The 26293-nt window shown below is 44.9% G+C and carries 21 protein-coding genes and 1 pseudogene; 10 read left to right on the top strand and 12 right to left on the bottom strand.

Annotated features, from left to right (window positions below; genetic code table 11):
• Positions 1-31: 31 nt before the first annotated feature.
• Positions 32-391, bottom strand: a complete 360-nt coding sequence (locus O59_RS18535) for a diacylglycerol kinase (RefSeq protein ID WP_040393442.1) — start codon at positions 389-391, stop codon at positions 32-34.
• Between the two features lie 119 nt (positions 392-510).
• On the opposite strand from O59_RS18535, the gene O59_RS18530 reads away from it, so the two are divergent.
• The 6 genes from O59_RS18530 (at position 511) to O59_RS18510 (ending at position 7885) form a co-directional block, all read left to right on the top strand.
• A complete protein-coding gene (locus tag O59_RS18530) occupies positions 511-2508 on the top strand; it encodes an LTA synthase family protein (protein WP_007645449.1) in 1998 nt (665 codons plus the stop codon).
• An 86-nt stretch (positions 2509-2594) separates the two neighbouring features.
• The gene (locus O59_RS18525; protein ID WP_085951730.1) at positions 2595-2942 is read left to right on the top strand and encodes a cupredoxin domain-containing protein; all 348 of its coding nucleotides are present in this window, start codon (positions 2595-2597) and stop codon (positions 2940-2942) included.
• 190 nt (positions 2943-3132) lie between these two features.
• The gene (locus O59_RS18520; RefSeq protein WP_081489739.1) at positions 3133-3492 is read left to right on the top strand and encodes a DUF2199 domain-containing protein; all 360 of its coding nucleotides are present in this window, start codon (positions 3133-3135) and stop codon (positions 3490-3492) included.
• Positions 3493-3783: 291 nt separating this feature from the next.
• Complete coding sequence (locus O59_RS21550; RefSeq protein ID WP_007645447.1) at positions 3784-4530, top strand: phosphatase PAP2 family protein; 747 nt, start codon at positions 3784-3786, stop codon at positions 4528-4530.
• Positions 4493-6163, top strand: a complete 1671-nt coding sequence (locus tag O59_RS18515; RefSeq protein ID WP_157152643.1) for a phosphoethanolamine transferase — start codon at positions 4493-4495, stop codon at positions 6161-6163. Before O59_RS21550 ends, O59_RS18515 begins: the two co-directional genes overlap by 38 nt.
• A 15-nt stretch (positions 6164-6178) precedes the next feature.
• Positions 6179-7885, top strand: a complete 1707-nt coding sequence (locus O59_RS18510; RefSeq protein WP_007645445.1) for a hypothetical protein — start codon at positions 6179-6181, stop codon at positions 7883-7885.
• Between the two features lie 181 nt (positions 7886-8066).
• On the opposite strand, the pseudogene O59_RS18505 reads toward O59_RS18510, so the two are convergent.
• Positions 8067-8390, bottom strand: a pseudogene (locus O59_RS18505) (YnfA family protein); the annotation flags it as partial.
• A gap of 259 nt (positions 8391-8649) precedes the next feature.
• Between O59_RS18505 and O59_RS18500 the strand changes: the two are divergent.
• Positions 8650-11688 (top strand): Tn3 family transposase, encoded by a 3039-nt coding sequence (locus tag O59_RS18500; protein WP_369728941.1) that lies wholly within the window; start codon positions 8650-8652, stop codon positions 11686-11688.
• A gap of 9 nt (positions 11689-11697) precedes the next feature.
• Here O59_RS18500 and O59_RS18495 read toward each other — a convergent pair whose 3' ends face one another.
• From O59_RS18495 to O59_RS18460, 8 genes are all read right to left on the bottom strand, one after another.
• Complete coding sequence (locus O59_RS18495) at positions 11698-12522, bottom strand: SprT-like domain-containing protein (protein WP_007645442.1); 825 nt, start codon at positions 12520-12522, stop codon at positions 11698-11700.
• A 406-nt stretch (positions 12523-12928) separates the two neighbouring features.
• A complete protein-coding gene (locus O59_RS18490) occupies positions 12929-14437 on the bottom strand; it encodes a hypothetical protein (protein ID WP_040393436.1) in 1509 nt (502 codons plus the stop codon).
• Entirely contained in the window at positions 14424-15455 is a 1032-nt protein-coding gene (locus O59_RS18485) for a hypothetical protein (RefSeq protein ID WP_007645438.1), read from the bottom strand. Before O59_RS18485 ends, O59_RS18490 begins: the two co-directional genes overlap by 14 nt.
• Positions 15456-15903: 448 nt before the next feature.
• Entirely contained in the window at positions 15904-16902 is a 999-nt protein-coding gene (locus tag O59_RS18480) for a tyrosine-type recombinase/integrase (protein WP_007645436.1), read from the bottom strand.
• A 28-nt stretch (positions 16903-16930) separates the two neighbouring features.
• The gene (locus tag O59_RS18475) at positions 16931-17437 is read right to left on the bottom strand and encodes a metallophosphoesterase (RefSeq protein WP_157152642.1); all 507 of its coding nucleotides are present in this window, start codon (positions 17435-17437) and stop codon (positions 16931-16933) included.
• Between the two features lie 11 nt (positions 17438-17448).
• On the bottom strand, positions 17449-17727 hold the full coding sequence (locus O59_RS18470; protein ID WP_007645433.1) for a metallophosphoesterase: 279 nt from the start codon (positions 17725-17727) through the stop codon (positions 17449-17451).
• Positions 17728-17824: 97 nt separating this feature from the next.
• Complete coding sequence (locus tag O59_RS18465) at positions 17825-19246, bottom strand: DEAD/DEAH box helicase (protein ID WP_007645431.1); 1422 nt, start codon at positions 19244-19246, stop codon at positions 17825-17827.
• Positions 19243-19782, bottom strand: coding sequence for a hypothetical protein (locus tag O59_RS18460; RefSeq protein ID WP_040393428.1), 540 nt, complete (start codon positions 19780-19782; stop codon positions 19243-19245). Before O59_RS18460 ends, O59_RS18465 begins: the two co-directional genes overlap by 4 nt.
• A 65-nt stretch (positions 19783-19847) precedes the next feature.
• Here O59_RS18460 and O59_RS18455 point away from each other — a divergent pair, with 65 nt between their 5' ends.
• Positions 19848-20105: a helix-turn-helix transcriptional regulator gene (locus O59_RS18455; RefSeq protein WP_040393520.1), complete on the top strand. Its 258-nt coding sequence runs from the start codon at positions 19848-19850 to the stop codon at positions 20103-20105.
• 66 nt (positions 20106-20171) lie between these two features.
• Here the strand turns inward: O59_RS18455 and O59_RS18450 are convergent, their stop codons facing one another.
• Positions 20172-21365 carry a hypothetical protein gene (locus O59_RS18450; protein WP_157152641.1) on the bottom strand — a complete coding sequence of 398 codons (1194 nt, stop codon included), beginning with the start codon at positions 21363-21365 and terminating at the stop codon, positions 20172-20174.
• 162 nt (positions 21366-21527) lie between these two features.
• Here O59_RS18450 and O59_RS21180 point away from each other — a divergent pair, with 162 nt between their 5' ends.
• Together O59_RS21180 and O59_RS18440 are read left to right on the top strand one after the other, a co-directional pair.
• Positions 21528-22880 (top strand): RES family NAD+ phosphorylase, encoded by a 1353-nt coding sequence (locus tag O59_RS21180; RefSeq protein WP_050977116.1) that lies wholly within the window; start codon positions 21528-21530, stop codon positions 22878-22880.
• Positions 22881-22979: 99 nt separating this feature from the next.
• Positions 22980-24122 (top strand): hypothetical protein, encoded by a 1143-nt coding sequence (locus O59_RS18440; protein WP_007645422.1) that lies wholly within the window; start codon positions 22980-22982, stop codon positions 24120-24122.
• A 212-nt stretch (positions 24123-24334) separates the two neighbouring features.
• Here O59_RS18440 and O59_RS18435 read toward each other — a convergent pair whose 3' ends face one another.
• The gene (locus O59_RS18435) at positions 24335-26278 is read right to left on the bottom strand and encodes a cytochrome c/FTR1 family iron permease (RefSeq protein WP_007645420.1); all 1944 of its coding nucleotides are present in this window, start codon (positions 26276-26278) and stop codon (positions 24335-24337) included.
• Between the last annotated feature and the right edge of the window lie 15 nt (positions 26279-26293).

Below are 26293 nucleotides of genomic sequence, written 5' to 3'. Positions count from 1 at the left end.
GCTTCCGTCACCTCATCATTGCGTATAATTTCTACGGCCATAAAATTACTGCCCATGTGGCGGTAGCGGCCAAGAGACTCATCAACACAGCACATGAACCTAAATCTTTGGCTTTTCCACTGAGCTCGTGAAATTCACTGCCTATACGATCAACAACCATCTCAATGCCGGTATTCAATAGTTCGACAATCAAAACCATCAGGACGCTTAGCATTAGCACGGCACGTTCAACATTGGTTATATCCAGAAAAAATACCGATGGGACAAGAATGCATGCTGCTACAACTTCTTGCCGGATCGCCGCCTCAGATCGCCAACCACTTTTAAACCCTTGCCATGAATAACGCGCTGCCAAATATAGTCGCTTGAAACCTTGTGCGCTGGATTTCATCCATTACCTCTTCAATTGATAAATCTAACTACTTACACATTACCGCCTTTTACTTAAGGGAGCCTTAAGCTTGTTTCGATATTATGACGCTGTTTTTTTCCGGAAGAGTTGGCGCGTAAATGAGAAACAAGATTAATTTTTTAGCCTCAGGAGTCCTAACCTGCGGGCCTTATACTTATTTGGTGCGCATGGCGCTGCTGTCGCTTCTGATGTTAAGTGTCAGTCGTGTCGGGCTTATGCTCTGGCAATACGAACGTGTTTTCGCCACGAATAAGTGGGTAGAAGTTGCTTTGCAAGGGATAAGAGCGGATCTTATTCTCATCGGCTTATGGCTTATTATTCCCGTACTCTGCGCACCAATCCTGGCGCAAAAGCGCTGGCAAAATTATTGGTTTACCGGAACCTATATATGGTCACTAACCGGTCTTGTTGCGATGTTGTTTATCGAACTTTCAACGCCAGCTTTTCTGCTTCAATTCGATACCAGGCCCAATCGACTTTTTATTGAATATTTACGCTACCCAAAAGAGGTGCTGTCTACTTTATGGCACGGATTCCGATTCGCTTTTGTCGGCGGTATTGTATTAACAGGGTTACTGGGCTACATCGCCCACCGATCATTGCGCTTGCAAACCGCTCATCTGGCATGTTGGACGCCCACAAAGACCCTTCTTACTTGGCCCCTAGTATTGTTGCTGGTATTTATGGGTATCCGCTCTACAACAGACCACCGGCCTGCCAATCCTGCTTTTTTTGCCATCACTGGTGACGCCATGGTGAATTCCCTGGTGATTAACTCCGGTTATTCAGTGCTCTATGCGCTTTACAGCATGAAACACGAAGCTCGATCCAGTGAAATCTACGGAAAATTACCGCATGAAAAGATGCTCCACCACAGCCTGGGTTGGCCATGGCTCGAGGCTTATGAATTTAATGATCCGGATTATCCTACCTTGCATTATCAAAAAGCCGCTCGAACAAGAGACAAGCTTTTAAATTTGGTTATTGTTCTGCAGGAAAGCATGGGGGCAACTTATGTCAAATCATTGGGCGGTGTGAACGCCACGCCAGAATTGGAAAAACTAGCAGGAGAAGGTATATGGTTTGAACGCTTGTATGCTACCGGTACTCGATCCGTACGGGGCATAGAAGCTGTGGTGGCAGGTTATTTACCTACACCCGCCCAAAGCGTAGTAAAGCTATCGAATAGCCAAGGTAACTTTACGACCTTGGCATCCATTCTCAAATCAGCGGGCTACCAGACACAATTTATTTATGGCGGTGAAGCGCATTTTGACAATATGCGTGGTTTCTTTACTAGCAACGGTTTTATGGACATTGTCGATAGTTCCCGCATTCAAAACCCGGTTTTCGTTGGAAGTTGGGGCGCAAGCGATGAAGACCTTTTCAACTCCGCTCATCATGAATTTGAATCCCTGCACAAGACGGGAAAACCGTTTTTCAGTTTAGTCTTTACATCCAGTAATCATGAACCCTTCGAGTTTCCTGACAACCGGATAAGCTTGTTTGAATCCCCGAAAAACACTGCCAAGAATGCTGTTAAATATGCTGATTGGGCAATGGGGCGTTTTTTCGATAATGCGAAAAAAAGTTCTTACTGGCAAGACACTGTATTCCTGATAGTGGCAGACCACGACAATCGTGTTTATGGCAACAACCTCGTACCTGTCGAAAAATTCCAGATACCTGGTTTAATTCTTGGTGCCGATATAAAGGCAGCACGACTCTCAACGTTAAGCAGCCAGATTGATCTGGCTCCGACATTGCTGTCATTAATTGGAGTTTCAAGCTGCAACCCCCTGGTTGGGCGTGACCTTGCCAGTGACTCGTCGAGCCCGGGCAGAGCAACCCTTCAATTTGAAGATTATTTTGCGTTGATGGAACCTGACAAGGTGATCATTCTAAAGCCTGATGAAACGGCTATCGTTGCCCGGTATGACGAATCAAAGAAAACACTACAGATAATAGGAGATGCGTCAGTAGCAGAAAAAGAAAAGGCGTTGGCACATGTCCAGCTTCCGTCCTATTTATATCGGGAGCGGCGTTACACCAACCGCATTGATTGCCCTTTATTCAATAATCAGGCGATCAAATAAGAGGCTTGCAGAACCGGAAAGTTAAGCGGGATTTAAGCTTTGTAATGTAGTGTATGGTGTTATTAAGGATATAAACACCTGAACCTATGTATAAACCCCAAATGGCACTAGTATTGATTTCGTTGATTGCTTCGCAGCTAAACGCAGATGTATGCGGTGCTAATCATTACGAGATAATTCAAGTTCGCATCCATGATCACCTTTTTGATCCGGATGTTATTCTTGTGCCGCCTGATACGATCATAAAATTGTTTTTTGAAAATCAGGATGATGAAGCAGAAGAAATTTTCAGTCATCCACTAAAACTGAAGAAAATTGTTTTTGGGAATTCACAAGGGTTTGTTTTTATTGGCCCACTTGAGGAAGGAGATTATGCATTGAAGGGGCGTTTTTTCTCTAGGTCTGCGGTGAGTATTGTACGAGTAATTCGCTGATGAAATATTTTTCTCACCTCTATGCTTAATCAATTAGCACCCATAAGGAACGCCATGACCATAAAGTTTAAATGCCCGTGTTGTGATGAAATAGTTGAAGGTATGCCATCATACGCGTGGGAAAACCGCTAAGTTATTTTTCTTTACCGAAGGAAACTCGTGAAAGCAATATCTTCCTAACAGGAGAGCTTTGTGTAATCGCCGAAGAAAGGTTTTTATTCGCGGCTGTATTGAAATACCGGTCTTTGGTAGTGAAGATCCTTTTATATGGGGGGTATGGGTACAGCTTAGTGAAGAGAATTTCATGGAGTTTCAGGAATCATTACCCAAAAACGAAAGGTCAAATTACGGGCCATATTCCGGCTGGTTAAATGTATCAATACCTGCCTACCTTGAAACGGAAAACTTAAAAGTAATAATTGATATTCGTAATGATGAAATTAGGCCAAACATAGAACTTAAAGCTAATGAACATCCACTTGCAATTGAACAACAAGAAGGTATTTCGGTAAATCGCGTTTCAGAAATATACGCAATTATGGAACATTAAAGCTATGCGTACATGCGATTTTTTATCACCCACTCTAACCAGTAAAGTTATATTTATTTTAATGGCGAATAGTAATTTATTCCGAAAAAGATTCAAATAATTATAGTTGTTCGTAAGTTAATGCACCATCCATCGACACCGCCAAAACAATCCAGTTCCGATAAAATTAAAATTTATCTTCACGTTATTTTGCAATCCCTTAAGCACCTCTTAATTATCTATCAGTAACATCCTCCTGCAAGAGCCAGCATAGTGCTGCAGCATCGTAATTAATAATTGTTTCTTCATTATATGAAATCACAATCTACTGCCCTAAGCAGGGCGTTGTTAATTGAATCCAGTGTGGTTTTGGGTTTGTTGCTATGCGCAACATTAGTAGTCGAGACTTTCAATATAGACGCTCGTTTGGCCGATATCTTTTATAGTTGGGAGGGCGATAAGTGGAAATTTAAAAACGCATGGGTCACGGCGGTCCTTATTCATAAGGGCGGAAAATATCTATCCATAGCATTCCTATTGATCGTTATTTCACTCTGGGCTTCTTCCTTTTTTATTTCTACATTGAAAGCATGGAAATATCGATTTTTCTATGTGTTGGTCGCATCAATATCCGGCACGATATTGGTCAGTGTTGGTAAATCCCTCAGTAATATTTCTTGCCCGTGGGATTTCTCACGCTACGGCGGTTCGCTGGAATACATCCCATTGCTTGAACAACTTTGGGTGCGCAATGGTAGTCATTGTTTTCCTGCTGGACATGCGAGTGCTGGCTTTGCCTGGGTGTCACTTTATTTTCTAGGTCGTCACTTGCACAACGCATGGCGCTGGTGGGGGTTGGCGGCAGCATTGCTATTGGGAACAATATTCGGAGTCTCACAACAATTGCGCGGCGCACATTTTATTTCACACGATCTTTGGTCATTCGGCACCTGCTGGATGGTTTCGTTAATTTGTTATCACACAATACTTAAACCCTATGAACGCTCTCGATACTCAAGCTATGAAAAAAAATCAACTTGGCGTGGAGTTGTCGGCTAATCCTAATCAGGCGGCTTCACTATTTGATCAGCGTATTTCCAGCCAACATTTGGCAATTCTGATTTCTTTATTGTTTGTATTACTCTTCAACAAATCTTTTTTTGTCGCGGCGTGGCAAACAACGAATATGGATTCGGCGGGCGCCATTGTATTTGCCATTAGCTTGGTGCCTTTACTCTGGCTAATTACCCTTTTCTTTATTTACTTATTTTGTCTTCCGGTAATTATTAAACCTTTCTGTATTTTTCTTTTAATGGGTGGTGCAGTTTCTGCTTATTTTATGGATACCTATGGCATTGTGATAGACAGGGAGATGCTCAGAAATGCATTGGAAACGGATAGTCGTGAAAGCATGGGGTTACTGAGCTTTAAATTAGTAGCGTATATGTTTGTTATCGGGGTGCTACCTTCGTGGCTGATTTTAAAAGTAAAGATTGCATGGGGTAACCCTTGGCGAGAAGGCCTAAGTCGGTTGCTCACAACGTTCATTGCATTGGCTATTTCTTTACTGATCATATTGAGTTTGTCAGCGTATTACAGTTCTTTTTTTCGTAATCATAAAGAGGTTAGGTTTTTGGCAAATCCTTTGGGATTTGTGAATGCGGGCATTTCGTTGGCACGCGAGACAAACAAAACCCCGTTGACAATGGAGTCAATCAGTATGGGGGCAGTGTTGGGCAGTGGAATCTTGCAACAATCAAAACCCGTCTTGGTAATACTGGTCGTTGGTGAAACAGCACGGGCTGCCAGTTTTGGGGTTGATGGGTATGCGCGAAATACAACCCCCTTGCTATCCCAGCAGAACATCCTTTATTTCAATAAGTTTTCATCCTGCGGTACATCAACGGCTGTTTCATTACCTTGTATGTTTTCAACACTGTCGCGCGAAGAATATAAAGATGCAGTGGCGAAATCGCGCCATGGGCTTTTGGATTTTATTCAAACGGCAGGAATTGATGTGCTGTGGCGAGAAAATAATTCTGGTTGTAAAGGTGTGTGCGACCGCGTACCAACTGAATCTTTTGAGCAGGCACCATTGCCTCAGTGGTGTAACGATGGCAACTGCTACGATGAAGTATTGCTGCACGATTTAAGTAGCAAAATTAATGGGAATAATCAGGTGATCGTATTGCATCAGAACGGCAGTCATGGGCCCGCCTATGATCAGCGTTATCCTGAATCCATGCGTTTTTACACACCAGTCTGCACAAACAACCAGCTTCAGCAGTGCACGCGTGAAGAAGTTGTGAATGCTTATGACAATACAATTCGATACACAGATTATTTTCTGAATCAGCTTATTGAATGGCTGATTGCCAAGCAAAAAACGCACAATGTGGCAATGATTTATGTATCAGACCACGGCGAGTCTCTGGGTGAAAACCGGCTTTATTTACACGGGATGCCCTATACGGTTGCTCCTGAATTTCAAACGCGGGTGCCATTTATTTTTTGGGCATCATCTGATTTTTACCAAGATCGTGGCTTGTCAAAAGACTGCCTGTCTGGTTTTAGAAATAGTGCTTTTAGCCATGACAACCTCTTTCATTCGCTGTTGGGATTAGTGGATATACAAACAAAATATTATCAACAAAAATTGGATATATTTGCCTCGTGTATTGATCATCGCTGAACGATTTACTGAACGATGGATAAGAATTTGGAAGGTTTCCCATTCAACAATGCCTTGGTAGGTTTCGTTATGGTTAGGACTATTTTGTATGTCTATGTAGTAAATGCCGCATTTTTCGGTAGCGTTTCCTGCCATGCAGAAACCTACACTAACAATAAAGAGATAAAGGCGACCCCAACGATTGAGGAAATCATAATTCGAGTTCATCCAGTGTTTGATGAATCAAATCCAAAGGAAAATAATCGTTTATTCAGGTTCGTAAATCGGCTACATATAAATACTAAAAAAAGTGTGATTATGGATGACCTCACATTTAAGGAAGGCGAATCTTTGGATGGTCACTTGCTGGATGAAAGCGAAAGACGGTTGAGATCCCGTCGTTACTTTGCGGCTGCATGTGTTACGGAAGTCAATAGTGATAGCGCCAAGCTTGATTCCGCCAAAAAAGTGCAAGTCGATGTGCGGGAAGTTTGGACATTAGTTCCTAAAGTAACTTATTCCAGCACTGGTGGCAGTACGCATTATGGGTATGGTTTATATGACTCCAACTTTCTAGGCCTTGGGAAAACAATTAAAATTGAACGTAGCTCTACGGTAGAGCGAACCAGCGACACGCTTGTTTACAAAGACTCCAATTTTGCAAATCAAAAACAATTATCATTGGCATACTCAGACAATAGCGATGGTGTTGCGAGAGAATTCCACCTGAGCAATCCATTCCGTTCAATTAGAACCCCCTGGACTGTGGGTATTGATATGCAAGACTTTTCTCGTGACGATACACTTTTCAACGCGGGCGAGGAGGCAATGCGGTTTGGCCATGATGGGAAAAATTATTCGGTTTTTTATGGACAGCGGCTTGACACCTCAAATGATGATAGAACCCATCGATGGTTATCAGGGTTAGACAATATCAGCGATACGTTTTATTCAGTCCCAGATGCGAGAATCGATGATTTCATCAGCTTTCCCATTGATCGCGATTATACGGTGACGTGGCTGGAATATTCGTACTTACACAATCGCTTTTTTGAAGTCACTAATCTCCAACAAATCAATCGCACAGAGGATATTAATCTGGGCTCCCAATGGCGTATTCGGCTTGGTGCAGTGACCGCAACCAACGAACTGTTGGATAACTCTGTACTTGTCGAGATTGATTACAGTAAAGCGTATCAGTTATCACCATCACAACTACTGTTGAGCCACTTGTCCAGTACGGGATTTTATGGAGACACGCAAACCTCTCAATCCATTTCCCGATTCAATCTCTCCTACCATTGGATGAATTTCTCGAGAGGCCAATTTTTCATTTCGGCCAACAAGGCTCTGGGAAGAAATTTATTTATGGATACGCCGCTTGAGTTGGGTGGTGATACGGGGTTGCGTGGTTATCCCGCCCGTTTTATGGCCGGTGATCGTTCGCGTTTGCTAACTATAGAGCAACGATATTTTGGTGGAACTGAATGGTTTTCATTATTCCACTTGGGCGCCGCTGTATTTTATGATCAAGGGAAAGCATGGGGAAATGCCAATATCCCCCAACATTATCAGGGTGATGTACGCGACCTAGGGATTGGTTTAAGAATATCCGGCACCCGCACAGGTGGGCGGGATGAGGGAGTTCACAATATTGCCCATATCGATTTGGCTTATCCGCTGGACGGTGGAGCTGAAATCGACAAGTATCAGCTATCGGTCCAAATCAAAACCAGCTTTTAATTTGAGCGAAAAGGCTTCAAACAAACTTGGATTTTCCTCCAAATATAAAAAGGTACACCGCCTGATAAAAATTATGGACAACAAGATACTATGAAGTTTGCAGGCATCCGGATTTCAATAATTGCAGTTACGCGAGCGTATGGCCGAGGGGAACCTGTCGCCCGCATTTCATGACGTAGCTCTATTCCACCCTCCATCCGGCGATGATGATGCCCATTCCAATCAGGGCAATACCTGCACCAGCCCAATCGTAAATCGATAGCTTTACACCATCTACAACCCGCAACCATACCAACGCTGTTGCCACATAAACTCCACCATAGGCTGCGTAAATCCGCCCGCTGGCAGCCGGGTGCAATGTGAGCAACCAGACAAACAAAGCCAGGCTAGCCGCAGCGGGAACCAACAACCAGATCGAACCCTCTTTGCGCAACCAGAGGTAAGGCAAGAAACAACCAATAATTTCTGCCAACGCGGTGCCAATAAATAAAAGGGGGCGCTTGACCCGTTCCGCAAAATATCACACTTTACTCTGAAACCCACGTGACGTAAGGCTTTCACAGGAATGATCAAAATATACACTACTTTAATAACTCTTTTTTGTAGGCGGTATCGACTCACTATATCTTGCGATTTCTCCGTCAGATAGCGGCTTTTCCAGATAGCGGCGCTTAATTCATCCTATGTTTTTGAGTTATGTCACAGGTCAAATAGTTCTCGATACTTCCTGAAAAGTTGCTTGCTAGAATCCTGCCCCACTCTAAATAGATGGTGGGCGAAACATTGCTAGTGTTGATAAACGTCTCAAGATACTTACACAAACTGAAATTGATGAGTTATATGCTGCGCCAATCTTTAGCGCGGAAGATCGCGACTTCTTTTTTGACATGGATGAAAATGAACAGCGCGCCTTTGAATCGCGTAAAACTTATCCGGCACAACTCTATTTTGTTTTATTGCTTGGGTATTTTCGACGTAAACCCATCGTTTTAAGCGAGCTCCCAAAACAATACCGTGAGGATCTAGATTTTATCTCCGTAAAATATTTTAAGGGAAAACCGGTACCACGCAAAAACATTACTTCAACCGAGAGATTTCGCATCTACGACAAAATTTTAGATGTGTATGGATTGAATAAATTTGATAAATCACAACAAAAAGATGCTTTTACTTTTGTGAGTCGTACTGCGGCAACGTCCGTTGAGCCGCGATATCTATTCGACGAATTGTTCATGTATCTTTCTACTAAGAAAATTGCCCTTCCTGCCTATTCATCTCTTCAAACTATTATCAGCAAAGCCATCGCCGCAGAGAACGAACGTACATCTATCATGCTACGGACAATACTGTCAAAATCACTGAAAGAAAGATTGAATACAATCTTAACATCTGAGGATTCTAAGGCCTTACTGACGACGATTAAAAAATTACCAAAAGATTTTACACATCGAGAGATGTCCAAAGAGATAGAGGTGTTTAACTTTATTGAAGAAATTTATCCCGACGTTGAAAAAGCGATTAAGCAATTGGTCTTGTCTAACAGTAATATTGAACACTACGCATTATTGGTAGACTTTTATAGCCCGACCAAACTGAAACGTTTCGCCCCGGAGATATCCTCGTTGTACCTGGTGAGTTACATCTACAAACGTTACGCCAAGATGAACGAATGCTTTACGATTGCGATGCTCTACCACATAAATAAGTTCGCAAGTGATGCAAAGTCCTATGGGAAATCCCAGGCTTATGAAGCCTTGAGTGGTATGCGGGAAAAAGTTAAGAAGGCCGGCCCCATCATGAAGCTTGTCGTTAATGGCACGGTTAAGAAGCATGATTATTTCGAAGTCTTCCTAAATAAAGCGCTTGATATCCTTCCCGAGCAAGATATTTTTTTGATCGGTGATTACCTGGTGAACGAGGTCATTGATGAAAAAAAATATCAATGGGAGTTCATCGATCAAAACTTGTCAAAAATAAAAAAATCAATCCGGTCGCTGTTTAAATGCCTGACCTTCTCTGATCGTGATGGCGATACCTTCGCAATACGCGAGATTGTAAAAGCGCAAGAGCAGTTGATTACCGACGGAAATTTATCGGATTTCAACCAGCAATTCATAAAAAAGAACATTCGTCCTTACATCATTGACAAAGATGATAGTGGCGCAACGCGGATAGATTACGATCGCGCGGAATGGTGGTTGTACACGAAACTAGCGTCATTGATCAATGAACGCCAAGTCAATATATCGGCGAGCCTAACCTATAAAAGATTCGAAGATAATTTGCTTAATGATGAGCGCTGGACCCGCAAACAACAATTGCGTGAAAATTCTAATTTAGAGTCCATGAAGGCTGATGAAAAAGTATTTGTGCCTGCGAAAGTAACGGTATTAAAAGACAAATTGACCTTTGTCAGTAAACGCGTTATGGAGGGGCAAAATACAACGATGGTTTACGCTGATAGAGACGGACAAACGACTTGGACTATCAAGAGGAAGCCGAATGCGCCCGAAGTGAACAATCCATTTTTTGAAGTGATGCCGCAGATTCATATCGGCGATGTGCTTGGCGTAACCCAGAGGGAAACAAATTTCACCTTAGCACTCACTCATATTCACGCCAAACCGAACGCAAAGAACAAGCCTGAATTAAATCTATCTAACGCCATCGCCTGTATCGTCGGCAACGGAGCCAGGTACGGTATTTTTCAGATGGCAAGACTATGCAGCATTCCATACGACCAGCTCAGGAATACCCAAATGGGTTATCTAAGTTTGGAAAACTTACGTAATGCACATGACATCGTCAGTGATGCGATCGCGGCCTTACCCATCTTCAAACATTACAACATTCAGGAAAATCTTCTGCATGCGAGTGCTGATGCACAAAAATTTGAGAGTCGCGTGAGCACAATTCGAGTCCGCTACTCATCGAAATATTTAGGTCGTGGCAAAGGGCTGGCAGGTTTGTCATTGAGTGCAAACCATGTACCGGTCAATGCTAAGTTGATGGCTCTCAATGAACATGAATCTCACCATATGTTTGATTTACTCTACAACAACAATAGCTCCATTCAACCGGACATGGTGTCTACCGACAACCACGGTACAAATCAGTGTAACTTTGCGCTTCTGGATCTTTCTGGTTGGCAATTCGCACCGCGTTACGCCCAGGTGCGTAAAGTACTCAAGGATTTATTTAAAGTCTCTAAAGACGGTGTTTTGGAACTTCGCATCGCGATTAAAACAAAGATAATCCTTGACGGATGGGACTTGATTCAGCGCATTATTTTGTCGTTGCATTCAAAAGAACTTTCACAAGCCACGATATGCAAGCAATTGTCCAGTTCAAAATCTAACAGCAAACTGTTTAAGTCGCTTATCGAGTACGATCGTTTAATCAAAGCCATTTACATGCTGGATTACGTTGATAGTGAAGAACTACGTGACTACGTGCAACGAGCATTAAATCGCGGAGAGGCCTATCACCAAATTCAACGCACAATTGAAGCCGTGAATGGAAATAAATTTCGGGCAGGTAACGATGACCAACTGGACATTTGGTATGAGTGCGCACGCTTTCTTGCGACCGCTATTATTTATTTTAACTCGTGTTTGCTATCGAACTTGATGGATATTTATGAAAAGCGTGGTGATCTGGACATGGTGGAGCGAATAAAAACCTTCTCGCCCGTCGCATGGATAAATATCAATCTGAATGGCATTTATTCTTTTTCGTCACACGGTGAACACGTTAACCTTGCGGATCTAGTAAAGGAAATGACGCAACGGGTAGCCGCATGATACCGAGCGTTATTCATATTCCGTGAGCGTTTTTTCGCAATCGCCACACACAATGTACAACTCCGGTTTGCCCCAGACCTGCATGCTACATTGTGGGCATTGATACTTATGTCTATTGGATTTATTCGCAGGCTTGGAGGTTGGGACGGTAAGTGGCCTCACGGGTTCTGGGACGCGCAGTGATGCCTGCAAGGCCGCATCAAGCTCTTCAAAACTGTACGGAAAAGTTTGCTCGAATTTATGAACGGCACTTTCCGCTATGGGCGACTTTGCAGCCGGCTCGGGCATGATAGGAACCAACTTACCTAAGGCTGTGAACGTCGGCGTCGGCTGTGTATGGCGAATAACAGGATATCGATCTTTCCATTTCAATTTAAAGCCGGTAGTTTCGAACGTTTTGAACGCTTGCATGAAGGCACCATCATGCAAAATATAATCTGAGACCTTTTCACCCACGAGGTCACCGCCCGGCGCGCCGGTGGTCGAGGGCATTAATCCTACCGATTTCATTTTTTGCGCCCACTCGTGATTATGGTATCCACGACGGCCTGGCGTTCCGAATTCTGCTTGCCAGATATGGACCATTTCGTGGCACAGAGTTTGGCAGATTTCGATCAATGGGTAATGCGCAAAATATTCTGGGTTTATCGCGAGCTCATGGATATACTGTTTTTCGTCGTCGACCCAACGTTCGAAAGAGACGTATCCCATTATTCTCTTCTGGCGTTGAAAGTTTATAAAGCAAACAGGTAGCTCCCCGCCAAATACGTGGAGATTAAAGAAGTCATAGGCTTCTTGAAACGCGCTAAATGTCTCTTCCGTTGGTGTCTTCATCGTTTATTGTTTAATCAACACTCTGGATTGCACAATCCACAAAACTTATATTTGGTTATAATATTTAAGCCTACAATAACCATTGTATATTTTTGTCTCTCTTATTGTTGGATTAACGCACAGAATTAACCAGTTTCCAATAGCATCCTGATGTTGTGCGAACATCCAGAATAAAAGCCCACTCCATTTTATTGGAGTTGCACACCGGATTATTTGCTAGGGGATGGCGAATTAGTTGGAATTTTCGCTAATGGGCGATTCTGGCGATGTATTAATGCGGTGTTTCAAACGGATCAGGACTATCACCGTAGCAGAACGTTAATCTCCTTTCCTACCGACGTAATTCCTCAATGTTTTCACATCCCAACCACCGGCTGACACCCAACTAGCAAAGCCACCCCAATCATCACATACCCGGATCATGAGATTGGGACGATGGAATACTGCCTTTTTCAACTGCTTTTACGGGTCTACTGATAACGCTTGTGGCGGAGTTAGAAATTTTTGCTAGTGAACTTACTGAAGAAAAAGATGGGGACGATATCGTAACCGAAGTACTTGCACCTGCATTCGTTGGGATATCTTGTCTTGGCAGGATGTCATCTTTAACGGATAACCACAAAACAATCGCCGTTAGTGCCATTATCGCTGCGCCGCTGAACCATGCACTTATGAAAAAAGTATGTTCAGATCTGCCAGTTGGAACTGACACCATCTTTTCGTATTCTGTTCCTGGCAAAAACCGGTATAACTTGGACTGCCAGTCGGCCCTTAACTGGCGTTGGATAGAAATAAATTGTGTGCCTGAATAGATAATTACGCTGACATAAACTACGACTAGCAGCATGACTGCAACGATAAGCCAGGCATTAGTATTTGTTGATATACGGGTTGCAATTAACCCGAAACCAACTGCCATGGCAGCAGTTACGCCTCCAATCAACTGCCGGGTAACATCAGTCATTTTTGCCGTCTCTTCCGTTACGGCTTTTCGAAGGTCGCCCAACGCTTTAAGCGTGTCTTTGCTCACATCAGACAGCATCATTTGGTAGGCGATTTTAGCACTGCTCAAAGACGATGAAATTTGTTCACCAAAACATTGGAGCAGGTTTGTACCCGGGTGTCCTGATCGTGCAACTTCAGTGGCCAACAAGGTATGTCTTGACTCTGCCTCACGTTCATTTTCAAAAATCCAGGTAGCCGCAACCTGGAGGTTTTTAAAATTTTCTAACGAAAATGAAAGGGACAAATCCTCCGTAGCATCCGGAATGGGAATAGAGAGTTTAGGTGTCCCATTGCACTTCAGCGCTCCGGTTTCAGGATCAATTTCGCTTGCGAGTGATCGACAAACTGCTCTCGCAGATGCATTTAGCCATGTGGAAAAAGCGCCACTAGCAGTGAAATGCGTATCAGGATTTACTAAAAGCCAAGGACCAACATTTGGAGGAACTGTCCTTTTACTGGTGTACTCGCGTACAAGCGACCTAGGATTTTTTGTGGCAGGCATGGGATCGAAATCATATTCGTCGTACCAGGGGCACAGCAAGGTAGATCGAGTCACTATACGCTCCGCTAAACCAGCAACGTACCATTTGACATAAGACGGTTGGGACTCCAGAAATTGTTTCATTCCGGTAAGAGTGAGTACTGATAATATCTCTGGCGATAATGTCGGCTTAACAATCACAGCGCGAAATGGAGCAAAGTCCGCATGTAGTGCTACCGTCGCACACGGTTGATCAGCCTCATCAAACAGCGAATAAGGCCAGCCGACCTCCTCGCAGATTTGCGTTATGCGAACGGTGTCTTCTAAATGTAAGTTGGACACCGACACGTTGATAAATGACTCCACCACTACAGCGGAGGCGTTATTCGCAAGCCCGTCGATGAAACTCCCTAAATCACTTATTTCCAATCTTTTCCTCGACGATCTGAGCCGTTTCAATAGTGATTGTTTCGCCGCCGTTAGCTTTTGGCACACGCATGACGGTTCCGCCAACGGTATAGTCGGGATACCGAATTTCTACACCTTCAGTCGTCCGGATTCTTACTGTCGGTGCCTTGCCTAAAATTGTCAGGTCGGGTCGGAACGCCAAACCTTCAAGCTTGTTGTTTTTTATCTTTCGTCGGGTGCAGGCTTCTATCGCTGCCCGAACTTTATCATCAGCTGGATCGCCGGCAACCGATAAAATAGCGTTAACAATGGAATTTTCGTCGATCGAGGGTACGTGCCGTAAAATATCTTTTGCTTCTTTGAGCGCCGTAGAAACAGTGGATGTCAAATTGTCTTTACATGCCTGGAGAGTTGATCTAAGTACGTCAAGAAGTTTGTTGTTTAAGTCCTCATCGCTTAAGACACGAATTACATCTAAAAAAGTTACGAAATAATCGGCGATTTCGGGAGGCCGCTTAGTGCGATCAGTGGCAGAAATTTCGAGTTCAGCCACGCCGTTTATCACTTTAACCATCGCCGATTTCTGAATGGCTTTTTTGTCTGCAATAAGTGCCTTGACGATCATACGAAGAACGCTACCATCTTGGCCGTCCGTTTGCTCAATGGCCTGATGGAAATCGTATTTAATGAAGCTGTAAAATTTCACTGCCTGGTTTTCACAGCCGAGTTCGAAAATAAATAATGCTCCAGCTTTACTACTGCCTACGTGTGCTGCTGAGAAAAGTCGTGATAACTCTCGGGCACCGTCTTCAAAAGATTCGCGTTGGGTGGCCATTCGTTCCAGTCGCGCTTTCACCGCTGACGTTGCATTGAAGCTATATACGGGATCTGCATGAGTGTCGCGTATGCGAGTTACAAAAAATTCCTCATGCTCCACTGCGCGCGCGTTCGCCGGTACAAATTCTGTGTCAGACCCCACAACGTGAAGGATCATATTAGTAATGCAAAGCTCACCGTCAGTATCATCGAATAACGCCATTAATATTCCCTTCTTAATATTTATATGAAGCCAGTAATAAGCTGTTCGATGAGTTAAGTCGCTTATTCACTGTTAGTCAATGACGCCGTATTACATATATTGTTACTCTTTCTGCGCTGAACCATCGTGACTGACTGCCGCCAAATATTACATAAACTCTTTCAAAGCCACGACTTTCAACGCAAAAGCTAGTGTTCGAGGATCTACATAATCTGTTCCGCATGGTGCTAACTAATCAGTCGTCTAACCGGGGATATTTTCAATGCTCTTCTCTGGAACGCTTGTGGGTAAGCATTGCACCTTTTCCATACAGGAATAAATGAGTATCAGGTAGCTTTCCTCAATCTAAAATGCACCATTGTCGATTAATTTTTAACAGGAGCCCAGTCGTGAATAGAATCCCAGGCTTGTTTAAGACTTGCCCCCTAAAGGATGAATTGAGGGGGCATTACGTCAGGTTGGGAAGTGTTGAGCGCAATGTTATGAATGGATCGCCACTACTATCGATATAGCGCATGGCTGAGCGGATATCTTTCCAGCCGATATATTCCATCATCGTTTTCAAATCCCATCCGCTGGAAGCCGCCCAGGTTGCAAAACCTCGCCGCAACGAGTGGCTGGAAAATGAGCCTGCATTCTCTAGCCCCGCGTCACTCAGTATCTTCCGCAAGATTAAGATGAAACTGGTTGGATGCATGGATGCCTTGCCCAATCTCCCCCACCGATTAATAGCTGGGAACACAGGCCCTTCAGTGATTCCCGCCATTTGTACCCATATTGCACAGGCATGGACGGGACAAAAGCGTCTAAGAGCCGGTACTTTGTAGGTGATCCCTTCGTGCTCAGTCTTGGTTTGCGGTAAATATAAGGTTATGCCCTCATGGGGTTGGATAATGAGGTGTTGGATCTGCAATCTGCTTAATTCATCACTTCGAAAACCCCGCCAGAATCCAAGTAATACTATGGCGTGGTCACGCAACAATCTTAAATGAGCGCTTTGATTCCCGGTTTTATCTGCTATGTCGATTCGACCAGCAAACCATGCATCAAGTTGCTCCAGATGTTTGAGTGCAAGAGGTTTAGCTTGTTTGATTTGGTTGGGATGCAGGGTTTGAATGCCCTTGAGTACTTTCTTAACGATGGGGCTCTTGGTCGGATCAGGGAAGCCTTGGTCCATATGCCATTGGGCAATCGCCGCCAACCGCAATTTTAATGTACTGATTGCCAAGGCATCAGCGTAATCAGCCAGGTACCGGGCTATTGAATCTGCTGTGGCGGGTAAAAACCCACCCCATTGAACTTCAAAATGCGCAATCGCTGATTGATAGCTCTTTCGTGTGTTGTCACGCGTGGCGGCGTTGATGTACTGGTCTACGTTTGCCATAGTGGATTTACTGGTTGCCTGTCGATGATAAATAGTGCGCTGGGACAACGCATGAAGCAACACCGTTATTCCTTAATCTTGGTTTTTTACATTACGCGTTTATTATCAGGTTGGGATTAAAATCACCACCCATTTTCCAGCGCTCATTAGGATAGCCAAATTGATTGCTCACTAATATCGTGTTACCTATGTAGGTCGTTGAAGACCAATGATTATGTCCGTAAAACCAATAGGCTGGTTGATAAGTCTCAATAATATCGGCGCAGTCAGCAGTAAAATATGAGGTTACTTTATCGAGTGTAAATTTTGGATGCCGCAATTTTTTTGCCGGAGGAAAATGTGTAACAACAACGCATTTCTTAGGATCAGACTCTGCCAATAACTGTGTGATTTTTGTTTTTGATTCCTCAAACAAAATCCTGGATGTCTCTGGGGTAAAAGCAACTACTTGATCCTTGGAGTCGTCTGCTATCAGGCTAAAATCTGACACGTTATCCTTTGCATAATTCATCACCTGTTCAGATGTGTATTTTGTTGAATGCAGTGGAAAGCCTGTCCACAACGTTGCCCCTATAAAGCGTATGCCCTCTATATCCACATAATCATTTTCTAAAAATGGATGCGTGTGTGCTCAACAAATGCCTCTCGATACGCATTCAGGGTGGAGAGCCGATATTGACGATAGAATTCATGATTTCCTGCTATAACCACCAAGCAGGTGCGGGGCAAAGCTTTGCTAACTCGCTCAATAAAGGGGATGAGTAATTTTCCAATGTGAATATCTCCAGCGAGTACTAACACATCAGGATTTTCGGGTAACGGTGGTAGCCAATCGGGTTCGTTTTTATAAAACTCGGCGTGTATGTCAGAGATAAGAGCAATTTTCATTTTTTATGTTGCTTGATTGATTTAATCATCAATAGTGTAACGTGAATGGCATGGTGTCCAGCACTGAAAGATCAATCCCTTGATTCAAGTATATGGTTTACATGAGGCTGGATTCACGTGCACAAAGTCGATGCAATTGCAGCAGCTCCTGTCGAAATCGACCGAACACATTGATGGTGGTGTCATAGGATTGTGCCAACATGGAAACATGAATGGGTTGCGGATCGTCTGGGTTAGTTTGCGACTCGCCTACAGGCATATTTCCAAAAATAATTTCTGTAATTTCTTCGATGTGCGGCTGCTCTTGCAGTTTAATCGCTAATGGTTTTTCATCGTCGCTATTTGGCATCGTCTCGCGTCGTATCGTTGCAGACTCCGGTATTTCCTCCACTACACGATTCGCGTATTCCACCAAATTGGGTTCAGCCGGTAAATACAAATAACTGTCACCGGGAATATCCCCCATGCGTAAAACACGCCCCAATACTTGCCGAAAATGCAATTCTGTTTTGACGCGTGTCAGGTGGCAGCACACGCGCAGTCGTGGAATGTTAGTGCCTTCGCTCACCATCCCAACGGAAATAATCCAGGGCTGAGCACTGTTTCTAAAGGAATTAATAGTGCCGTGGGCATCTTCATCCAAATAGGTAGCGACGCAAGCACGTTGCCCCAAATGACGTTCCAGTAGCGTCGCAATCTTATAGGCATGATCTACTGATGCGGCGACGATAAGGCCGCCCGCATTCTGGTGTTGCTTGCGAATTTGCATCAACTTTTTAGACGATTGTTTTAACAAATACACAATCAGCGCATCGTTATCAATCAGTTGTTGGTACGAGCAGTCCGATAGTCTGAGCAACTCGGCAAAGGATGAATATTTCTCAGTAGTATCACCGCATTTCACGATGATGCGGTCATTGTCCACTAGCGTGATGCTGGGTGCCCGACACACATTTTCCTGGATAGCCTGCGCCATTCCATAAATAAAATCACAGCGGATTTTATTGTGCTGGCAGTAACTGGATAACGCGATAGGAATTCGGTCGGAGCGCCAGGGTGTACCGGTTAACGCAATGGTATAAGCCGCGCGCCCCTGGATATGCTGGATGATAGTTTGACCCCAGGCATTGGCATTCTCAAGGTTGTCACCGGCGCAGTGATGGATTTCATCGAAAATCACCAAGACGCGATGGGTTTGAAACAACGCCCAAAACGCGTCTTCCAAACTCAACATCGATTGATATGTCAAAGATTGACCCTTTGATCCCAGGCGGCCATCCATTCGGGAGCTTGTGTGGGCTTCCAGCGCTTGCTGAAAATCAGAGGACACGATGATGGAGGGCGAAAAACACAGCACCAGGTCGATCATTCCCAACTCAAGAAGTTGCTGGGCCAAGGTCGCCGCCATGACTGTCTTGCCAGCACCGGGTGTGGCAAGGCACAGGAAGTGGTTCTCTTCATTCCTGAATTTCACCAGAGCCTGTTCAACACACCTGAATTGCCAGCGCCTTAACTTCATTGCGCTAAACCTGTTTCCCTTGCCAATAGGCTTTCCAGGGCTTTCACACGTCCAAGCAACTTGGAGCATTTGTCGCGGGACTGGTTATACAGAGGCTGCACATCATCTCTTAACTCAGGCATCTCACTGCAAATCGCATCGTATTCCTCGGTTTCACCCATGGCGGACAGCATTTCCAATTTGTGCCGGTTGAGCCGTTCTTGCAAGCTCTGGCGAGGACTATCTTTTTTGACCATAGTTTTTGCGGGGGCCGCTGGCGGTGCGACAGCTACTACCGGAGCTTCCCCCAACGCTTTAAACCGGGGCGTTAGTCGATACAAGGGCCAGCCACCGTCTACAACGACCCGTGTCAATTCCCCGTTATCGATAAGGCGGAGCATGTTGCGATAAACAAATTGGCGCGCGGCTTTTTTGGAAATATGAAGGCAGGCCGGATCGTTCAAATAGGCTTCTGTGAGACCGTGTACGGTGAACTCGCGGTCTACCAGCGTCGATAATGCTGAGAGTAGCCCGGACTTAACGGTGAGAGATTTCATGATAGATATTGGCGCCTCATGTCTCGAATTTCGCGACATTCTATCTTGTCTCTATTATCGAGACAATGAAATCATCTCCTTATTCCTCTCATTACGAAAAGCTGAGAACCTGGCTGAAAGAGCAACGGGATGAGAGTGGTTTGTCCCTAAGAGATGCTGCTGATGCGCTGGGACGTCATCATTCGGTGTTGGGGAAGATGGAACAGGACCGGCGAAAAATCGAGATTCTGGAATTTGTTAGGTATTGCCAAATCATAGGCGCAGATCCCCATGAAGGGTTAAACGTTCTTATTGAATCGCTTGAACGTGAGGGCCAACATTAGTCCCAATGGATTGTTCTCTTTCATTTAATCTTGTCCACTTAACTTGTTGATACGACGTGCCATGGCTCAGGTGTAAAGTCCGGGATACACAATATCAACTGCGCGATGAATGTCCTCTGTGTAATTTTCTTCGATGTCGTCCAGGTAGCTGTGGAATGCATCCCAACCTGCTACTGAAAAAATCGCAGTTCCGTAGGGTTCCAGCACCCTTGCTTGCGGTGCTTCACACCATTGATGCATGATTCGATCAACGAAAATTGCATCGCAATATGGACCAAAAATTGAAATGCAATTTGAATCGTAAAACAAACCCGCGAGTTTTTTTCGTGCCTTTTCGGGATTTTTATAAGCACCCTCTTTGACGAGTTTACGTAACATTGCAAAAAGACCGCATGAAATGCGCAGGTGTGGAATCATCATGAAATGGGGTGAGACAAGAAACTTCGCGGCTCTCGCCAGCTGTGCATCAGATTGCAATGTATCTTTATCGTAATGCAGCAAATATTCAACGTACATTGCATCAGTGGGCGCATTCAGATAGGCAATTAGATCACCAGCTCCTAATGCCGTCAACATTTGAAAATATTGTTTCATGAGTGACTGGCCATATCCTTTGGCTTCGATTTCCATGTCCTCCGCGAATGACGTTGTTGACGCGGCCCAATCTGGAAACAAGTTAACGAGCGCTTCGATAGCGTTGAGCTTGCCTTGTCGCATCGCTTCTATATCGCCAAGAATGGGGCGCATATCGATATAAAAATAATCATCCCACGTATTCACATCCTCTCTGAATGCGTCATTTTTTTCGATTGGCTGAGTTATGTCGCCCTCCGCACGAAATGCTGTAAATGCGCGGCTGAGCTGGATACGTTTAATTTCAAAATCTTCATTAAATTTTTGGCCACGTGCTGTTTGTTTAATGAAAGTAAAAAGATCTTGTTGTTGTTCATGTCGCCACAAGTGCGTTTCTGATGTGTGCACCGAAGAATACGGACACACAATAAGTTGTCGTGCGGCCATGTCCGCAATTCGATGCGCTGCCTCCACAAATGGTTTCTCCTGCGCGCGGAATGCATGTGAGAGAAAAAACTGATCAAGATATATGACCTTTTTATTCACATCAGGAAGATAAAAATGTGTCCATTGACGGCAATGATTACACCCTCTCCTTAGCACGTTGTGATGCACATTCACATTGCCATATTTCCCGGTTCCGCCACAACGAGGACAGGGTTCGTCAAGATACTGAGTTATGAGCATATGCCTTCCAGTAGCGAATAAAGTGGCGATTTGGCGTCAGAAAATGTATGGCGGCCTGGGAGGGCCGATGTACTTATTAGCCATAAATCTACGCGTTATCGATTGTAGGAATTACCGTATCTTATCGCTACACTCAACGAAACCCCCAGTATGCGGTGAACTATGACTTATATATGCGCGGCATGCATTGACGAACCCAGACTCAAAGAGCTCGTGCTCCTGGAATCCAGTGACGATCAACCCTGTGAATATTGCGAGGGCATCGAACCTACCGTGGAATTGGATTTTATCGCCGACAAATGCGAGGACGTATTGGCGACCTTTTACGAGGTGTCGAGCCAAACTATGGCGGTGCAGGTCTATGACCAGCTGCCGTCAGGGAAAAGCCTTGAAGCAACGGTGGCAGAGCTGATCGGTGCACCCGATGAGGCGATCGAAGCCATCACTGAAATTCTGGATTTTCGTTGGTACGACAGGGACAGCGGTGAATACCAATACGGCGAGGATCCCTGGTTTATACCCAGTGCCCGGATGGAATCTCCACTGAGCCTTCAATGGGAAATGATCGAGTCCAGTTTGAGAAATGAGGGACGTTTTTTAAACCCTAAAGTCGCTCACTTTATGGATACGGTGTTTGGCGGCGTGATGAACGATGTTGCAGATAATCGACTTCCGGTGTTGGTAGATGCGGGTCCAGGAACGCGTTACGAGGCGCTTTACCGGGCCCGCGTATTTCAAAGTGAAAAAAGTGTGCTTGACGCGCTTGAACACCCGGAACGATTTCTTGGGGCTCCCCCGGTCGGTGTCGGCATGAGCGGCCGAATGAATGCTGCGGGCCAACCTGCTTTTTATGGCGCAACTGACGTGACAACAACGCTCACAGAAGTCAGGCCAGTTGTCGGTAGTTGGGTCGTAGCTGCAAAATTTTCCATTGACCGCCCACTTAAGTTGCTGGATCTGCGATTACTGGGAAAAGTGGTGCTTCCGGAGACTGCGAGCTTATTTGATGAAGCCACAAAAGTAGCAGCACAACGACGAGATTTTCTCCGTAAGTTTTGCAATGAAATGATCCTGCCCGTTATGCCGGAGCGACAAGATCAAAGTTATCTGGTGACACAAGTGATCGCCAATTATCTTGCCACTCATCCATTGGCGTCCATCGATGGCATCATCTATCCTTCTGTTCAGCGTGGCGGAAACGATTGTGTCGATGCGGGTGAAAACGTTGTTCTGTTCTATAAAGCTGCCACCACGGTGAATGCAGATAGTGATGACCCAACGGCTTACGCACAACTGAGGCATTACGACCATGATGGCCCTGACCATTACTTCAGTCCGGCTATTGTATTTTTAGACGTGAAACCCAAACCCCTGTGGTATAAAAAAGATGACCTGCACATCAGTCCGGCATTGTCACTCGTAAGAGACAGTATAGAAATACACGAAATCATGTCGGTACAAATTACCTCGAAAGTATCTTCCGTGGACGTGGGGGAGCAGCATTTCAATCATTGAGATAGTAATGATCAGGACGCTAACGATTGCATAACGTAACGCATCGTTTTGTCTGGAAGGTAACTATCCTCGCTACACATTGAGATCGGGCATTTAACTATGGAAAAAAAGAAATCGACAAGGGACGAGTTTATCCCGTCAATCAAACGGGTTATGGCAGAACGTGTTGCATGGCGATGCTGCTTTCCTAACTGCGACAAAATAACTATTGGACCTCAAAAAGGGGACGATACCAAATCTCTCAATCTGGGTGAGGCTGCTCATATCACCGCTGCCGCTGCCGATGGGCCGCGCTACGATGCAAACCTTGATCGAGCCCAACGTCGAGCCATCACAAATGGTATTTGGATGTGCCGGCCACATGCGCGATTTATAGATACGGATTACAAGGAATATTCTGCTGCGACGCTGCTGATTTGGAAAAAACAGGCCGAAGAAATGGCTTACCAACATTTGATGATGCAATCCGATTATCGACCGGAATCCAGCGTAACTTTGATTGCTTTGGGTACAGAATTATTGTTTTGGGGATCCTGGAAATCGGTGATCGATCAGTGCTGGACATTCGAAGTATCCTCCTATCTCAAAGGGGATGCCCACAACGTACGGTCTTACGCCGATAATTTTTTCAATCTGGATGAAAACCAAAAATTTATTATTGTCGAGTCGCAAGGGGATGCTCGGCAAATCACTGCACCGCTTGAGCTTGAATTCAGCGATAGTAAAAAAGTTACTATAACAATTATGGTGTCAGAAAAAACGCTTGCGACGCCGCCCAAAAGTGTCGGTATGGATTTGAAATTGGGCGAAGATGGGGATTTGGTGTTCATCAATGGCGACTTCGCTACAGTGAGTGGTGTTGAAGCAGCGATTCAGGCAATTAGCATCCTTGCTGGAACACTCTATGGCGAACTAAGGACCGACCCCGGTGCTGGTTCCTATATCAGCGATTACTACCGGCAATATCATCACAACGAAGCATTATTGGCACGGCTGATAAAAATTGAGTTAATCAGATTGTCATTGGTTCCTCGTGTGAAATCGGACGGAGAATGTATTTCGCCTCCGCTGAGTTTTATAAAGGAAATCGTTAGTATCGGCATGGCATCGACAACGTTAGAAAGATCGCGATTAACGCTAGAACTCTCGCTCATCCTTGGTGATGAAACGCGATGGAAAGGCACCTTGCGTATTTTTATAAAAACCACACTAGAGAGTCCTACAGTGAGTACCCATGGGTAAGTGAAAGTCGGTACCCAGCAAATCATCTAATACATCTGTTAAATAGGGATAAGCATACGTATGTCCATATCAAGTAACTTGCGCTGACATTGGTAAGTGCGTTCATACTAATTATGGATTGAATATGGGTTGTTCAAATGGTTTCTCAGTTAAAACAGGGATTGGCAACAAGTGTATCTGCAATCCCATCCCCACATTAAATTGATTATTTTTTAATTTTTGATTGTGCTACCTCGAGTTTTAAACCAGGCCCAACCAAAGCCTCCTAGTGCAATCAGGGCAACAATTGCCTGTGATGCAAATGTCTCCAGCGTTGGATAAAGTCCAAGCCATTCTACGCGCGGGATTGTAATGAGCGTCACACCTATCCATCCGGCCTCTTGCAACGCGGACACCCCTTTGCCAATTAACACTACTGCAAGCACAACGACCAAAATGGATGTGACAGAGAAGAATGTTCCAAGCGGCATACGTGCACTTGTGCGCAACAATACCCACGCGATGACTACCAATAACAACAAGGCTGTAAAAAAACCTGCTATCAATGCGCCGCTATTACCATCCGCTGCCAGCGCGGAATAAAACAAAACGGTTTCAAAAACCTCGCGATACACCGCGATAAAAGCCAGCGCAAACAATGCCCACGCTGAACGTTGCGACACCGCCATAGATAGCTTTTCTTTCAAATAATCTTGCCACTTGCCAGCGCTACTTTTTTGATGCATCCACAATCCAACACTGAGTAAAACGACTGCGGCGAGTACTGATCCAATTCCCTCGGTCACTTCACGGTTAGCACCGCTAATGCCTATTAGATAAGTTGCCACCACCCACGTCAGTACGCCAGCAAGCAAGGCACTTATCCACCCTCTATGGACATGGCGTAACACTTCAGGCCTGTCCGTCTTTTTCAAGAATGTAATCATGCCGATCACAATCAACAACGCTTCGATACCTTCGCGTAAGAGAATCGTGAGCGCACCAACAAAGGTTGTCGTGGGGTCAGCCTTGGCTTCTTGCATCAGCCCATCGACTTGCACAAAAAGTTGTTCCAGTTGAACCGCTGCCGCCTCAGCTTGTTCAATAGTTCCTTGTGAGACTGCCGAACGATAGGTGAGCATCGCGGTTTCCACGGCAATCAACAAAGATCCGTTGCGGGTATTTACTATCGGCTCAAGCGGCTCAAATCCATCCAGGTATGCTGACAAGCTCAAACGCGTTGCGAGATTTCGATCTCCGGCTCGCGCAGCGGCCAGACTTTCCGCAAGACGCAATCGGGCTAATGCCAAACCAACCGGTTTATTTGTTTCTACAACACCGGGACGGCTTCGTAAGTAGGCAGTGACGGAGCGAGCGTCACTTTCTTGTATTGTTTTGGCCAATGCCGCTTCGGTGATTGTTGTTAGCAGGTTCACATCAGCAAAGAGGCCCTTTATTTGTTCTTCACTATTCCAAATATGTTTGCCTTGTTCGCGCATGGATTCATCGTAGGAAAGCGTACCGATATAGAATGCGAGCGCCCATCGATCTTCTTCAGGTAGAGCTTTAAAACTTACCATTGATGTGCCTTCCACGCCTTGGGAAATCACCTGATACAAAGCCATCAAGCTTCGCGTGCGTGCACGTTCTGGATCTGTAAATGCAATCGGTTTGGGCTCCAGGTTTTCAGCGAGCGGGCCGTCACCGTTGCCGTTCACACCATGGCATGTAGCACATTGCGCTGCATACAGAGCCTGTCCGCGCGCAAGGTCGGGTACAGTTCGTGGAGCGACTGGAAATGGATAGGCAGTTATCAAGGATGCATTTGCCTGATGCGCAAGTCGAGTGACTTCGATGCTTGCCTCTTTACGCAGGACGGCTGCGCGCAACTCGGCGATTTTCTCGGCAATATTTGGTTTGGAAGCATGTTCCGGGAGAGATTGTAAAAACTTGCCTGCATTCTCTGTAAAATCCAGCATTTCAGCGTATTCCGCCTCGCTGATGATGACACCATCGGCGACAGCTCCACTGTAATCGACCGCAACATAATCAAGCAGTTGCCATAACTGCTTTGCATCTCCCGAAGTAGTGGTTTGTGCAAACACAGAACCTGTAATCAGAAATAATACTGCGCCAATGCTGGCAATGCGTTTAAGGAAACTTTTTTGATTATTCACGTTTATTTTTTGCCT

Source organism: Cellvibrio sp. BR, from assembly GCF_000263355.1.
GTDB lineage: Bacteria > Pseudomonadota > Gammaproteobacteria > Pseudomonadales > Cellvibrionaceae > Cellvibrio.
This window is presented reverse-complemented; position numbering and strand designations above follow the sequence as displayed.

Bases quoted from the DNA above. Each gene is read 5' to 3' on its own strand.
- O59_RS18535 (WP_040393442.1), bottom strand. From the start codon at position 391: ATGAAATCCAGCGCACAAGGTTTCAAGCGACTATATTTGGCAGCGCGT.
- O59_RS18530 (WP_007645449.1), top strand. From the start codon at position 511: ATGAGAAACAAGATTAATTTTTTAGCCTCAGGAGTCCTAACCTGCGGG.
- O59_RS18525 (WP_085951730.1), top strand. From the start codon at position 2,595: ATGTATAAACCCCAAATGGCACTAGTATTGATTTCGTTGATTGCTTCG.
- O59_RS21550 (WP_007645447.1), top strand. From the start codon at position 3,784: ATGAAATCACAATCTACTGCCCTAAGCAGGGCGTTGTTAATTGAATCC.
- O59_RS18515 (WP_157152643.1), top strand. From the start codon at position 4,493: ATGAAAAAAAATCAACTTGGCGTGGAGTTGTCGGCTAATCCTAATCAG.
- O59_RS18510 (WP_007645445.1), top strand. From the start codon at position 6,179: ATGGATAAGAATTTGGAAGGTTTCCCATTCAACAATGCCTTGGTAGGT.
- O59_RS18495 (WP_007645442.1), bottom strand. From the start codon at position 12,522: ATGAAGACACCAACGGAAGAGACATTTAGCGCGTTTCAAGAAGCCTAT.
- O59_RS18485 (WP_007645438.1), bottom strand. From the start codon at position 15,455: ATGGCGTTATTCGATGATACTGACGGTGAGCTTTGCATTACTAATATG.
- O59_RS18470 (WP_007645433.1), bottom strand. From the start codon at position 17,727: ATGAAAATTGCTCTTATCTCTGACATACACGCCGAGTTTTATAAAAAC.
- O59_RS18465 (WP_007645431.1), bottom strand. From the start codon at position 19,246: ATGAAGTTAAGGCGCTGGCAATTCAGGTGTGTTGAACAGGCTCTGGTG.
- O59_RS18460 (WP_040393428.1), bottom strand. From the start codon at position 19,782: ATGAAATCTCTCACCGTTAAGTCCGGGCTACTCTCAGCATTATCGACG.
- O59_RS18455 (WP_040393520.1), top strand. From the start codon at position 19,848: ATGAAATCATCTCCTTATTCCTCTCATTACGAAAAGCTGAGAACCTGG.
- O59_RS18450 (WP_157152641.1), bottom strand. From the start codon at position 21,365: ATGCTCATAACTCAGTATCTTGACGAACCCTGTCCTCGTTGTGGCGGA.
- O59_RS21180 (WP_050977116.1), top strand. From the start codon at position 21,528: ATGACTTATATATGCGCGGCATGCATTGACGAACCCAGACTCAAAGAG.
- O59_RS18440 (WP_007645422.1), top strand. From the start codon at position 22,980: ATGGAAAAAAAGAAATCGACAAGGGACGAGTTTATCCCGTCAATCAAA.